Annotated in this window: 13 protein-coding genes; 10 read left to right on the top strand and 3 right to left on the bottom strand. The window is 38.2% G+C overall.

The genetic code is table 11. The features are described from left to right. The first annotated feature begins 13 nt into the window (after nt 1-13). From ABXZ36_RS12085 to groL, 6 genes are all read left to right on the top strand, one after another. Entirely contained in the window at nt 14-1294 is a 1281-nt protein-coding gene (locus ABXZ36_RS12085; RefSeq protein WP_354615927.1) for a sigma 54-interacting transcriptional regulator, read from the top strand. Nucleotide 1295: 1 nt separating this feature from the next. Then, nucleotides 1296-1814: an LPS assembly lipoprotein LptE gene (gene lptE / locus ABXZ36_RS12080; RefSeq protein ID WP_354615926.1), complete on the top strand. Its 519-nt coding sequence runs from the start codon at nt 1296-1298 to the stop codon at nt 1812-1814. A 9-nt stretch (nt 1815-1823) separates the two neighbouring features. Then, nucleotides 1824-2750: a DUF8458 domain-containing protein gene (locus ABXZ36_RS12075; RefSeq protein WP_354615925.1), complete on the top strand. Its 927-nt coding sequence runs from the start codon at nt 1824-1826 to the stop codon at nt 2748-2750. Nucleotides 2751-2757: 7 nt separating this feature from the next. Beyond that, entirely contained in the window at nt 2758-3114 is a 357-nt protein-coding gene (gene secG / locus ABXZ36_RS12070) for a preprotein translocase subunit SecG (RefSeq protein ID WP_354615924.1), read from the top strand. A gap of 140 nt (nt 3115-3254) precedes the next feature. Beyond that, on the top strand, nt 3255-3533 hold the full coding sequence (locus tag ABXZ36_RS12065) for a co-chaperone GroES (RefSeq protein ID WP_354615923.1): 279 nt from the start codon (nt 3255-3257) through the stop codon (nt 3531-3533). 21 nt (nt 3534-3554) lie between these two features. Continuing rightward, nucleotides 3555-5183: a chaperonin GroEL gene (gene groL / locus ABXZ36_RS12060; protein WP_354615922.1), complete on the top strand. Its 1629-nt coding sequence runs from the start codon at nt 3555-3557 to the stop codon at nt 5181-5183. 69 nt (nt 5184-5252) lie between these two features. On the opposite strand, the gene ABXZ36_RS12055 is transcribed toward groL, so the two are convergent. The 3 genes from ABXZ36_RS12055 to ABXZ36_RS12045 all read right to left on the bottom strand — a co-directional run bounded on the left by ABXZ36_RS12055 (nt 5253) and on the right by ABXZ36_RS12045 (nt 8421). Further along, nucleotides 5253-5609, bottom strand: coding sequence for a heavy-metal-associated domain-containing protein (locus ABXZ36_RS12055; protein WP_354615921.1), 357 nt, complete (start codon nt 5607-5609; stop codon nt 5253-5255). A gap of 56 nt (nt 5610-5665) precedes the next feature. Next, the gene (locus ABXZ36_RS12050; protein WP_354615920.1) at nt 5666-7900 is read right to left on the bottom strand and encodes a TonB-dependent receptor; all 2235 of its coding nucleotides are present in this window, start codon (nt 7898-7900) and stop codon (nt 5666-5668) included. A gap of 107 nt (nt 7901-8007) precedes the next feature. After that, on the bottom strand, nt 8008-8421 hold the full coding sequence (locus ABXZ36_RS12045) for an HYC_CC_PP family protein (protein WP_354615919.1): 414 nt from the start codon (nt 8419-8421) through the stop codon (nt 8008-8010). A 141-nt stretch (nt 8422-8562) separates the two neighbouring features. Between ABXZ36_RS12045 and ABXZ36_RS12040 the strand changes: the two genes are divergently transcribed. The 4 genes from ABXZ36_RS12040 (at nt 8563) to mreC (ending at nt 12638) form a co-directional block, all read left to right on the top strand. Further along, nucleotides 8563-9015, top strand: coding sequence for a GAF domain-containing protein (locus ABXZ36_RS12040; protein WP_354615918.1), 453 nt, complete (start codon nt 8563-8565; stop codon nt 9013-9015). 95 nt (nt 9016-9110) lie between these two features. After that, the gene (gene purH / locus ABXZ36_RS12035; RefSeq protein WP_354615917.1) at nt 9111-10643 is read left to right on the top strand and encodes a bifunctional phosphoribosylaminoimidazolecarboxamide formyltransferase/IMP cyclohydrolase; all 1533 of its coding nucleotides are present in this window, start codon (nt 9111-9113) and stop codon (nt 10641-10643) included. A 55-nt stretch (nt 10644-10698) separates the two neighbouring features. Continuing rightward, nucleotides 10699-11727: a rod shape-determining protein gene (locus tag ABXZ36_RS12030; protein ID WP_354615916.1), complete on the top strand. Its 1029-nt coding sequence runs from the start codon at nt 10699-10701 to the stop codon at nt 11725-11727. A 92-nt stretch (nt 11728-11819) separates the two neighbouring features. After that, nucleotides 11820-12638 carry a rod shape-determining protein MreC gene (gene mreC, locus ABXZ36_RS12025; protein WP_354615915.1) on the top strand — a complete coding sequence of 273 codons (819 nt, stop codon included), beginning with the start codon at nt 11820-11822 and terminating at the stop codon, nt 12636-12638. Nucleotides 12639-12913 lie beyond the last annotated feature (275 nt).

Genomic DNA, 12913 nt, shown 5'->3' with positions numbered 1-12913 from the left:
TGAACGTATAAAAATGGAATCGGTACAAGCCATAAAACAACGATTTGAAATCATCGGGAATGATGTAAAGCTCAATAGAGCAATAGAAAAGGCCATTCAAGTGGCACCTACCGATATTTCTGTTTTGGTTACTGGAGAGAGTGGGGTTGGTAAAGAGGCAATTCCCAAGATTATACATGCCCTATCTCATAGAAAACATGCAAAATATATTGCTGTCAATTGCGGAGCCATTCCTGAAGGCACCATAGATAGTGAGCTTTTTGGCCATGAAAAAGGTGCATTTACAGGAGCAACCGCTACACGAAGTGGTTATTTTGAAGTTACTGATGGCGGGACCATTTTTTTAGATGAAGTTGGCGAACTACCGCTTACCACCCAAGTACGCCTTTTGCGGGTTTTAGAAAATGGGGAATTTCTAAAAGTAGGCTCCTCACAAGTTCAAAAAACGAATGTTCGCATCGTAGCTGCCACCAATATAAATATGTTCGAGGCCATTAAAAAAGAACGTTTCAGGGAAGATCTTTACTACAGGCTTAGTACAGTGGAAATAAATATTCCGCCCTTGAGGGACAGAAAGGAAGACATTCATTTACTTTTTAGAAAATTTGCTTCTGACTTTGGCCAGAAATACAAAATGCCAACCATTCGATTGGAAGATGATGCGGTTCAATCGCTTTTAAAATACCGCTGGCCAGGAAATATTCGTCAATTGCGAAATATTGCTGAACAAATATCGGTTTTGGAAGAACAAAGATCTATTTCATTATCTACCTTGAACGGCTATTTGCCCAATTCTAGCGGCTCCAATCTGCCTGCGGTAATTAAACAAGAACGGAAAGAGAGTGAGTTTAGTAATGAACGCGAAATTCTCTACAAAGTGCTTTTTGACATGAAGGGCGATTTAAATGATCTTAAAAAGCTAACGCTGGAATTGTTGAAAAACAATGACACCGAAAAGGTTCAGGAAGAGAACGAGAACTTGATCCGCAAAATTTATGGAAAGGAAGAAGATGAGGAAGAATTTACGGACCAAGAAGAGCAAAATAATGAAGCGGCAGTTTTAAGCCTACCAGAACCAAAAATTGAGGGTACCCCAAACAAGTCAGTTCAAGACGACAAGTATCATTTTGCTGAGGAAATAGAAGAAGAGGAAACCCTATCTTTACATGAAAAGGAAATTGAATTAATTAAAAAATCTTTGGAACGCAACAAGGGCAAACGAAAAGCAGCAGCAGCAGAATTAGGCATATCGGAACGAACCCTTTACCGAAAAATCAAACAATACAATCTATAACATGACCAGAATACTAAATTTAACAATTCTACTCATGGTTGTTTTTACCCTTCAAGGATGTGGGGTGTATAACTTTACAGGAGGAAACGTAGGAACTGCTACGACATTCCAAGTAAATTATTTTCAAAATTATGCAGCTCAAAGTCCGGGTTCTACCATTGAACCGAATTTAGATAGGGATTTCACCTTGGCACTGCAAGATCTTATCTTAAACCAGACCAGTTTGGATCTTACCACAGCTGGAGGGGATCTAATCTACGAAGGGGAAATTATTGAATATAGGGTGGCTCCCATGACAGCAACCTCAAACCAGACGGCCGCCCAAAACAGATTGACTATAGGCGTAAAAGTTCGCTTTTTTAATAAGACCAAAGAAGATTCAGATTTTGAAAAGAATTTTTCGTTCTTTTATGATTACGATGCCAACACCCTTTTAGATAGTGTAAAAGGCGAGGCACATGAAGTTATTTTTGAAAGAATAACCCAAGACATTTTTAACGCATCATTAGCCGATTGGTAGATATTAGGTATGAACGTATCGGATTTTACATTTTTATTGCAACATCCAAGCAAGGTAGTTTCCCCAGTGCAGACGAAGCAACTCGAGGACATTATTGAGGAGTACCCCTATTTTCAGGCGGCTAGGGCCATTCATCTAAAAGGGCTTAAAAATTTGAACAGTTTCAAATTTAACAATGCGCTTAAAATTACCGCTGCCCATACTACAGATAGGGATGTGCTTTTTGATTTTATTACATCCAGAGATTTTCTTCAAAATGCCATTGCAGATTCCATTTCTGGTAGAAGTCTCTCCATCAATGAACATGAGACCATTTCCGAGGAAGTTGCTGCAGACACCCCTATTGAAACAATGCTCAATGAAGAAACCGAGGACAATCCTTTACCTCAAAATGTAAAGGAGGCAGAGCAAATTTTGGACCCTGCCCTTTTTAAATCCATGGATCCCCATATTGACGAATCCATTGCAAATGCTAAAAAAGCAGCCGAAGAAAAACTGGAAATAGGCAAGCCTTTGCCCTTTACCAAAAAAGAAAAATATTCATTTATGGAATGGCTTCAACTCACCTCAGCAACTCCCATAGAAAGACAAGTAATAAAAGAGGACAACCATGACCTATCATTAGATAACAAAACTAGTTTTGAAGATGAAGATGGGAAGGCCAAAAGGAAAAAGTTCGACTTAATTGATAAGTTTATTGAAAATAATCCGAAAATTGTTCCTCGTGAGAAAATAGATAAGATAGACATTTCCGAGTCCTTAAAAATGGACAAAAATGAACTAATGACCGAGACCCTTGCCAAAGTATATTTGGAACAGAAAAAGTATAAAAAAGCAATACAGGCTTACAGGATTTTAAGTTTGAAATATCCAGAAAAAAGTAGTTTCTTTGCAGACCGAATAAAAACGGTAGAGAAAATACAAAAAGAAAACTAATAATATAATGAGTACATTTTCAATTTTCCTTATTCTTATCATTGTTGTTTGCCTTCTATTAGTGTTGGTTATTATGGTGCAAAACCCTAAAGGTGGCGGATTATCTTCCTCATTTGGCGGAGGCGGAAACCAAGTAGTTGGTGGGGTTAAAAAAACAGGAGACTTCTTGGATAAGAGTACCTGGACATTGGCAACTTTATTAATCGTCTTAATATTGTTATCTAACGTGGCCATAAAAGGTAGTCTTAGCACCAACGATTCAAAGTTATTACAAGGGGATGATATAGAAACTACAGTTCCTGAAAGTTTGCCGGAAGCTTTACCTACTGCGGATGAAGCTACTCCAGTGGAAAACAAGGAGTAAAAAACATACGATACGATACACAAAAATGCCAGCTTGAATGACAAGCTGGCATTTTTGTTTTACAATATGTCAGTTTTAAACCATTGGCATAATTTCTGCCATATAATAAACCAGCAATTTAAAATTTAAAAACTAAAAATATGTCTAAAGTAAACATCAAACCATTAGCGGATAGGGTCCTTATAGAGCCTATGGCTGCTGAAACAAAAACTGCCTCAGGTATTTATATTCCAGAGACCGCAAAAGAAAAACCACAACAAGGAAAGGTAGTAGCAGTTGGTCCTGGTACTAAAGACGACAAAATAACAGTAAAAGTTGGCGACACCGTTCTTTACGGAAAATATACCGGCACCGAATTAAAATTGGAAGGTAAGGATTACCTTATCATGCGCGAAAGTGACATTTTCGCAATTATTTAATCAACAAAAACAACTAAGAAAATGGCAAAAGATATAAAATTTGATATTGAAGCACGTGATGGCCTAAAGCGAGGTGTGGATGCCTTGGCAAACGCTGTAAAAGTAACCTTGGGACCAAAAGGTAGAAACGTTATCATCAGCAAATCCTTTGGAGCTCCTATGGTGACTAAAGATGGTGTTACCGTAGCAAAAGAAATAGAATTGGCAGATCCCCTTGAAAATATGGGAGCCCAAATGGTTAAAGAAGTTGCTTCTAAAACCAACGACCTCGCTGGTGACGGTACAACTACCGCAACAGTTCTAGCACAAGCAATTGTAAAGGAAGGGTTAAAGAATGTTGCCGCTGGAGCCAATCCAATGGATCTTAAAAGAGGAATAGACAAGGCCGTTGAAGCTATCGTTGCCGATTTGGCCAAACAGACCAAAAAAGTTGGTGATTCTTCTGAAAAAATAAAACAAATAGCTACTATTTCTGCTAATAACGATGATACCATTGGTGAGCTTATCGCCCAAGCTTTTGGAAAAGTAGGAAAAGAAGGTGTTATCACCGTAGAGGAAGCAAAAGGAACAGACACTTATGTGGATGTTGTGGAAGGAATGCAATTTGATAGAGGATACTTATCTCCATACTTTGTGACAGATTCTGAAAAGATGATGACCAATTTAGAAAATCCTTATATCCTTTTATTTGATAAGAAAATATCTTCCATGAAAGATCTTCTTCCTGTATTGGAGCCTGTAGCCCAATCTGGTAAGCCACTTTTAATTATTGCTGAAGATGTTGATGGAGAGGCATTAGCCACTTTGGTAGTAAATAAATTAAGAGGTTCTTTAAAAATTGCAGCCGTTAAGGCGCCAGGATTTGGAGACAGAAGAAAAGCCATGTTGGAAGACATCGCTATCTTAACTGGCGGTACCGTTATTTCTGAAGAAAGAGGTTTCACCTTGGAAAACGCAACTTTGGACATGCTGGGTACTTGTGAAAAAGTAACCATAGACAAGGACAATACTACAATTGTAAATGGCGCTGGTAATGCAAGCGATATTAAAACAAGGGTGAATCAGATTAAATCTCAAATTGAGAGCACAACATCTGATTATGATAAAGAAAAACTTCAGGAACGTTTGGCTAAATTGGCCGGTGGTGTAGCTGTACTATATGTAGGTGCTGCATCTGAAGTAGAAATGAAAGAGAAAAAAGACCGCGTTGATGATGCCCTACACGCCACAAGAGCAGCTGTAGAAGAAGGAATCGTTGCCGGTGGTGGAGTTGCCTTAGTACGTGCCAAAGCAGTTCTCTCTTCTGTAAAAGTAGAAAATGCAGACGAAGAAACAGGATTGCAGATTGTTGCAAGAGCTATTGAAGCGCCTTTAAGGACTATAGTAGAAAATGCAGGTGGTGAAGGATCTGTAGTGGTTGCAAAAGTATTGGAAGGCAAAGGTCATTTTGGCTACGATGCCAAAACTGAAACCTATGTAGACATGCTTAAAGCAGGTATCATAGATCCCAAGAAAGTAACCAGAGTAGCATTGGAAAATGCCGCTTCTGTTGCCGGAATGATCTTGACTACAGAATGCGCATTGGTAGATATTAAAGAAGAATCTTCTGCAGGTCCGTCAATGGGTGGAGGTATGCCAGGAATGATGTAAAAGGCTAAAACCTTAAGCATTTATTAGATAAAAAAAACGCTCTGGAATCCAGAGCGTTTTTTTATTTGTTTAATGTTTTTTGCTATCGTCCGTATTGTCTTCTCGGTAACGGCAGCAAGGATGAACTTGCTCATAGGCTTCCTTTGTAGCCTTAAGTTCTTTGGTGTCGTGGCCCACTGCCACTAAGGCTGTCTTTATTTCCATGGAGTTGGTCTTGCGCTCGTCCATTATCAAGGACAGCTGGTGCGACGGGATATCCCAAAGGGCATATTTTACCCCTGGCACCCTCAAGGCAGCTTTTTCAATACGCATTTTGCACATCTCACATTTACCATCAACCTCCATAGTCATTTTCTTATTTTTATCCTGGGCGTAAGTCGCCAAGGCAAAACATAACATTGCTATTACTAAGATTCCTTTTTTCATATTTTTTGTTTTAAGTTCATATTCAGATTCCCATTTGTAAGAAACCAAAAAGAAAATTATAATTTATATCTAAATCCGGCATAGTACATACTGCCCATGATAGGCGCATATACAATACTCGTATCAAAATAAGGGCCAAAAGGATCATCTGCACCCAATATCGCCTTATCCTGCATAAAATTAGTCAAATTCTCCCCACCAATATACATTTCAACGTGTTTGGAAAATACTTTGGTGACCTGAGCGTTCATCAAGTTATAGGGAGCTGCAGTTGCCCCCAATTGATATTCAGAAGGGTTCGTGGATGTGTTGGGCAAGCGTTGTTCCCCTACGGCATGTAACGTATAATCAAAACGCCACTGTTCCCCATTGTCTTTAGGCAAGGTAACATAACCCACGTTGGCAAAAAACCTGTTTTTAGCCTGTAAGGGTTTTTGTAAAGTACCAGAATTATAATCAGTCTTCACGTCATAATTCTTATAAGCTGCACGGACCTCCACATTCTTCACCACCTCATAATCCAGTTCTACTTGAAAGCTGTTCGCATAACTGTTCCCCTCTAAATTATAGAATGCTATTTCTTGAGGATTCTCCCAATCTACTACAATTTGGTTTTCAAAATCGGTGCGATAATAATCTACCGTAACATTCCCTTTCCTATTAAGGAGGTTAAATCCCTGTAAAAAGCTTACGCCGTAATTCCATGCCACTTCGGGATCCAATCCGTAGATGTTACCCCCTACATTACCTATATTAATCTGCCTAGAAGATCCAAATAGTTGCTGGTTTTCCGCAAAAATATTAGCTGCTCTTCTCCCCTTTCCAAAGGATCCCCTTAGGCTAGAATTTTCCCATGGTGTATATCGTGCATGAAGTCTAGGGGTGACAAAGGTACCCAACCTATTATGTGTATCCACACGAAGTCCGGCAACCAAACTCAGTTTTTCTAAATTATCATAACTGTACTCAAAAAAAGCACCCAACGAATTGTCGGTACGGCTATAATCTTGGGAGATCACAATTTCATTATAGGTATCCAAGGCGAAGGTCAATCCTGTTTTAAACTTGTGTTGGGTATTCCCTAAAATAGAATTGAAAATGGCGTTAGAATAGAGACTGTGGTGATCTATATCATATTGATTGAACCCGTAATAGGATTCTTGTTTATGCATGCTATACGATGCCTGGAAGCCCAAACTTTGAAAGGGCAGTTCCGGAAATACATACCCCAACTTTACAGAAGTATCAAAGCGACGTGTATCTATTTCTCCACCCCATGCATTAGCCGTGAATTTATCCGTATCTGGATTAAAGTCGGTTTGCCCTACCTGCTTTTGATCATTTAAAAAACGCACATTTATAAAGCTGATAAATCCAGTTTCCGGATTTTGGTACTGCCAGCGGTTCATCACGTTGATCTGATTAGCTAAAGGCACATCCAAAAATCCATCCCCATTATCATCTACGTTAGCATTTCTAAGATTGCCATGCACATAGAGTCCTGTACTCCATGTATCGGTAAGCTTTCTGTTGACATGGGTATTGATCTCATATCTACCATTTAAAGCGGCATATCCGTTTACAAACAGCTCACTATCGGTCAGCGGTTTTACCATTTCCGTATTAATCTGCCCAGATATACTCTCATAGCCATTAACCACGCTTCCCGCTCCCTTGGTAATCTGAATACTCTCTACCCAAGTTCCAGGTGTAAAAGTTAATCCGTAAGCTTGGGATGCCCCACGTACCATAGGAATATTCTCTTGCGTTATTAATAGGTATGGACTAGTAAGGCCCAGCATTTGAATCTGTTTGGTACCTGTAAGGGCATCTGTAAAATTCACATCGATAGATGGGTTGGTCTCAAAGCTTTCAGAAAGGTTACAACATGCCGCTTTAAGAAGTTCTGCACTGTTTACGGTAACCACGTTTTGTGCACTAAAAAAGGTTTTTTGCAGGGCATTCCTTTTCTGCTCCACAACTACCTCATTCAACATATTTGAAGGTTGCAAAGCGTGATGCAGTATTTTTGGACCATTGATGCTAAGCGTATCGGTCTTAAAACCTACATAACTTATAATCAATTTATTATACTCTTTGGAATAGGGAATGGAAAACAACCCCTCTTCATTTGTCATGGTACCAATCTGGGAGTTCAACCAATAGACATTGGCACCGGATAGACCTCTGTGCTTTTTATCCTCATTAGCTTCCATTACCATTCCTTCCACTTTTTCTTGGGAAAGAGATATAACAGGAAAGAACAATAAGATATATAAATAGTATTTCATTTAATTTTTTTAAATAATTGGAACAGGAAATTGAAGCCATTGGCGTTTTCAATTCCGTTTTACTTACCAACATTGATTGGGAAGAATAACGTATAATCTAAAAAAAATCAAATTAAAAAGACACGATCAAAAAGCTGCAAATCCCTGACCAGTGTAGGAGGTGAATATGTATTGTAAGATGTTACCAGCTCATCAGCAACAATAAATAAGGCGTAGGATGCATTTGATGCAATAGAAGAGAATTGCTGTACTATGGAACTATCAAAGTGGAATGTTGTTACATCATCCTGACCCACAATCACCGCTAATTCGCTGGCACAACAAGACATGTTGTTCCATTCTGTAGTTTCAGAATTTCCATTTGAAGACTGATCCATGCCACATATTTTGGCATGGTCAAAAAAAGCAATATCCACTAAAGATTTTCCACAGAAATGTAATCCTATAGTCCATGAGACCGTGGAGGCTATAAGAAACAAAACCATGATAATGGAAAATACCTTTTGAAATATTAATTTCATGGATTAAAAATACGAAATAAACTATCCGTTCTTAAAACCCCTAAAATTATTAACTAAAATTTAAATGATGACACCATGTAATTTTCAACGAAAAAAGCGGCGTAGAACTTGGAATTGAATATTTTTGCAAAAAACACCCTAATGTTAGCTACTTTAAAACCACGAGTTACATCAATAATTGACAATAAAACTAAAGATGTTAATGCCAGACTTCTAGAGATTTGCGAGCTTTTAAAAGAAAACGTTGCCCATTACGATTGGGTTGGTTTTTATTTTAAAAATGGAGACAAGAACGAATTAAAACTGGGACCCTATGCTGGTGCACCTACGGACCATACCATAATACCTTTCGGAAAAGGTATTTGTGGACAAGTGGCAGTCTCCAATCAGAATTTTGTGGTGCCGGATGTTATGGCACAGGACAACTACATTGCGTGTAGTATTACCGTTAAGGCTGAAATAGTAGTTCCCTTGTTTGTGAATGGGGAAAATATTGGGCAAATTGACATTGATTCTAATACGCCAGATCCATTTACATCAGAGGATGAACGCTTTTTGGAATTCGTAAATGAAGAAGTGGCCAAAATTCTTTAAAACTTTGGTTGTTTTGTTGATAACCTACCCCCTTTTTTAAAGGTAAAGAACTACTTTTGTGTCCTTATTCATTTCAATAGATAAGCACACAAATAATGAGTACCACAAAAAAAGCTACATCGGCCCTGATTTCAGTATTTCACAAAGACGGACTAGCGCCTATTGTACAAAAATTCAATGAACTAGGGATCACTATTTACTCAACTGGAGGGACAGAAAAGTTCATTAAAGAATTGGGAATAAAAGTAGTACCCGTTGAGGATGTAACTAGCTACCCTTCTATTTTAGGAGGTAGAGTAAAGACCCTGCACCCAAAAGTTTTCGGAGGCATCTTAAATAGACAGGATCATCAAGGTGATCAAGAACAATTGAAGGAATTTGATATTCCACAATTGGATATAGTCATTGTTGATCTTTATCCTTTTGAGAAAACGGTGGCCAGTGGAGCTTCAGAACAAGATATCATTGAAAAAATTGATATAGGTGGTATTTCTTTGATCAGGGCAGCCGCAAAAAACTTCAAGGATGTACTTTGTGTGTCCTCTATGGACGATTATAGTGAAGTACTGGATTTGATCACAGAGGGCAAAGGTAGTACTACCCTAGAGGACCGAAAGAGGTTTGCAGCCAAATCCTTCAATGTTTCCTCTCACTATGACACTGCTATCTTTAACTACTTCAATAAGAACCACGAGGAAGCAGTATTAAAAATTAGCGAGGCTAATGGACAAGTCCTACGTTATGGCGAAAACCCACATCAGAAAGGCTTCTTTTTTGGAGATTTTGATGCTATGTTTCATAAGGTACATGGAAAAGAACTTTCTTATAATAACCTTTTAGATGTAGATGCTGCAGTGAACTTAATGAACGAGTTCAAAAATGACGCCCCAACATTTGCTATATTAAAGCACAACAATGCCTGTGGACTTGCCATGAGAGATACACTTCACCAAGCTTATATGGATGCCCTTGCCGGAGATCCTGTTTCAGCCTTTGGCGGAGTATTGATTAGCAACAAGGAAATAGATAAAGCTACAGCAGAGGAAATACACCAATTGTTCTGCGAAGTGGTCATTGCGCCGTCATATGCAGCTGATGCCCTTGAAATATTGAAAGGAAAAAAGAATAGGATCATTTTAATTCAAAACGATGTTGAACTGCCCGAAAGTATGCTAAGAACCTGCTTGAATGGTGTTTTAGTTCAAGGTAGGGACAATAAAACAGATGCTATTGAAGATTTGACTTACGCTACAGAAAACAAACCATCTAAAGGTGAACTTGAAGATTTGATTTTTGCTTCAAAAATATGCAAGCATACCAAATCTAACACGATTGTTTTAGCAAAAGACAAACAATTGTTAGCTAGTGGCACTGGACAAACGTCTAGAGTCGACGCTTTAAACCAAGCAATCCACAAAGCCCAGTCTTTTAATTTTAACCTTGAGGGTTCGGTTATGGCGAGTGATGCCTTCTTCCCATTCCCAGACTGTGTTGAGATTGCAGGCAATAGCGGTGTTAAAAGTGTGATTCAACCAGGAGGTTCTATCAAGGACCAATTGAGTATAGATTATTGCAATGAAAATGGAATCGCCATGGTAATGACAGGTACTCGACATTTTAAACATTAATTTTGTTACTTTCACCGATAAAACTTACTTTTAATCCGAAACCAAATTTGTATAAATGGGATTTTTTGATTTCTTGACTGAGGAGATTGCCATAGATTTAGGAACGGCGAACACCCTTATTATTCATAACGACAAAGTAGTTGTTGATAGTCCATCTATAGTTGCTAGAGATAGGATAACGGGTAAAATAATTGCAGTTGGGAAAGAGGCCAACATGATGCAAGGAAAGACTCACGAGAACATCAAAACCATACGACCTTTAAAAGATGGCGTAATTGCCGATTTTGACGCTTCAGAAAAGATGATCAATATGTTCATCAAAAATATACCCGCCTTAAAGAAAAAATGGTTTCCACCAGCTTTGCGCATGGTTATTTGTATTCCTTCTGGAATCACGGAAGTGGAGATGCGTGCTGTTAAGGAATCGGCGGAACGGGTGAACGGTAAAGAAGTTTATTTGATACACGAGCCTATGGCGGCAGCTATTGGGATTGGATTAGACATCATGCAGCCTAAAGGCAACATGATTGTAGATATAGGAGGTGGTACTACAGAAATTGCGGTTATTGCACTTGGCGGTATCGTTTGTGACAAGTCCGTGAAAATTGCGGGTGATGTATTCACCAATGATATCATCTATTACATGCGCACCCAACATAACCTATATGTAGGGGAAAGCACAGCAGAAAACATAAAAATAACCATTGGTTCTGCTACTGAAGATCTTCAAACTCCTCCAGAAGATATGTCGGTTCAAGGAAGGGATTTATTGACTGGAAAACCAAAACAAGTACAAGTCTCGTATAGAGAAATAGCGAAAGCATTGGACAAGTCCATTTTAAGAGTAGAAGACGCTGTTATGGAGACCCTCTCACAAACACCACCAGAATTGGCGGCGGATATCTATAATACTGGAATATACATGGCCGGTGGAGGCTCTATGTTAAGAGGATTGGACAAAAGGCTATCACAAAAAACAGATTTACCGGTTTACATAGCTGAAGATCCATTAAGGGCGGTAGTACGAGGGACTGGGATTGCGTTGAAAAATTTGGAACGATATAAAAGTATCCTGATCAAATAAGTAAGACAAAAAGCGTACGGAAGTCATTTTTTCATTAGGAAGAACCCTATGTGGATGGTCATATTTGTAACCCATCAAAATAGATAAAGTGAATGCAACAGATTATTCGATTTATAATACGATATAAAATCTTATTGCTTTATGTCTTGTTATTAACATTTGCCTTTACACTTACCGTTCAATCACATTCCTTTCACAAGTCGCGATTTTTAAATTCTGCCAATAGTTTTACTGGAGGCATATACCAGACCACCAACAACTTTACCTCCTATTTTGGCCTTGGAACAGAAAATCAAAAACTTTTGGAGGAAAACAAACGACTACACAGTATACTTTTTAATCTTAAAGTTCCTGAAGCAATAGAATTGGATACCACCAATAACACCTATATCTTAACCTCTGCCAGAGTTGTCAAAAACAGCTTTTCGAATCCTAGAAATTATATCACCATCAACAAAGGAAAAGTAGACGGATTAAAACAGGATATGGGGGTAATTACCTCTACGGGTATTTTGGGGATCATAGAAAACACGTCCAAACATTTTGCAATTGTACAAAGTATCTTGAATACCAAATCTAACATCAACGCCAAAATTAAGAATACTGATCGTTTTGGTTCCTTGATTTGGAATGCAAAAAAGTTTAACGTTGTGCAACTAGTTGATATTCCTAGGTTAGTACCCTTAAAGATTGGTGATACTATAGTAACGGGCGCAAGCTCTAGCATATTCCCAGAAAACATTCCCATAGGGACCATTAAATCTTTCGACTTAACAACCTCTAAAAGCTATTACAGCATTGATGTTGATCTTTTTAATGATATGACCAATATTAAAAACGTGTACATCATCAACAACATAGATAAACCTGAGATATTACAATTGGAATCTAATTTAGAAAATGACCAGTAAATACTACTTTATAAATATCGTTCGCTTTCTTCTACTTGTATTTTTTCAGGTACTCGTCTTTAATAACCTAAATTTCTTTGGATATATAAACCCAATGGTTTATATTCTTTTTATATTCTGGTATCCCATAAAAGAAAACAGGACTCTTTTTCTTTTGTTAAGTTTCTTTTTAGGGCTTACCATAGATCTTTTTTCGGACACTATGGCGATACACACGGCCTCCGTTATAACCATTGCCTTTTTAAGACCAAGTATTATGCGATTTTGCTTTGGCG

It is taken from the genome of Sediminicola arcticus (assembly GCF_040566695.1).
Lineage (GTDB): Bacteria > Bacteroidota > Bacteroidia > Flavobacteriales > Flavobacteriaceae > Sediminicola > Sediminicola arcticus.
This window is presented reverse-complemented; position numbering and strand designations above follow the sequence as displayed.

What these genes read in the sequence shown, in the direction of transcription:
- ABXZ36_RS12040 (WP_354615918.1), top strand. Translation starts at nt 8,563, where the DNA reads ATGTTAGCTACTTTAAAACCACGAGTTACATCAATAATTGACAATAAA.
- lptE (WP_354615926.1), top strand. Translation starts at nt 1,296, where the DNA reads ATGACCAGAATACTAAATTTAACAATTCTACTCATGGTTGTTTTTACC.
- ABXZ36_RS12075 (WP_354615925.1), top strand. Translation starts at nt 1,824, where the DNA reads ATGAACGTATCGGATTTTACATTTTTATTGCAACATCCAAGCAAGGTA.
- mreC (WP_354615915.1), top strand. Translation starts at nt 11,820, where the DNA reads ATGCAACAGATTATTCGATTTATAATACGATATAAAATCTTATTGCTT.
- ABXZ36_RS12065 (WP_354615923.1), top strand. Translation starts at nt 3,255, where the DNA reads ATGTCTAAAGTAAACATCAAACCATTAGCGGATAGGGTCCTTATAGAG.
- ABXZ36_RS12050 (WP_354615920.1), bottom strand. Translation starts at nt 7,900, where the DNA reads ATGAAATACTATTTATATATCTTATTGTTCTTTCCTGTTATATCTCTT.
- groL (WP_354615922.1), top strand. Translation starts at nt 3,555, where the DNA reads ATGGCAAAAGATATAAAATTTGATATTGAAGCACGTGATGGCCTAAAG.
- ABXZ36_RS12045 (WP_354615919.1), bottom strand. Translation starts at nt 8,421, where the DNA reads ATGAAATTAATATTTCAAAAGGTATTTTCCATTATCATGGTTTTGTTT.
- ABXZ36_RS12055 (WP_354615921.1), bottom strand. Translation starts at nt 5,609, where the DNA reads ATGAAAAAAGGAATCTTAGTAATAGCAATGTTATGTTTTGCCTTGGCG.
- ABXZ36_RS12085 (WP_354615927.1), top strand. Translation starts at nt 14, where the DNA reads ATGGAATCGGTACAAGCCATAAAACAACGATTTGAAATCATCGGGAAT.
- purH (WP_354615917.1), top strand. Translation starts at nt 9,111, where the DNA reads ATGAGTACCACAAAAAAAGCTACATCGGCCCTGATTTCAGTATTTCAC.
- ABXZ36_RS12030 (WP_354615916.1), top strand. Translation starts at nt 10,699, where the DNA reads ATGGGATTTTTTGATTTCTTGACTGAGGAGATTGCCATAGATTTAGGA.
- secG (WP_354615924.1), top strand. Translation starts at nt 2,758, where the DNA reads ATGAGTACATTTTCAATTTTCCTTATTCTTATCATTGTTGTTTGCCTT.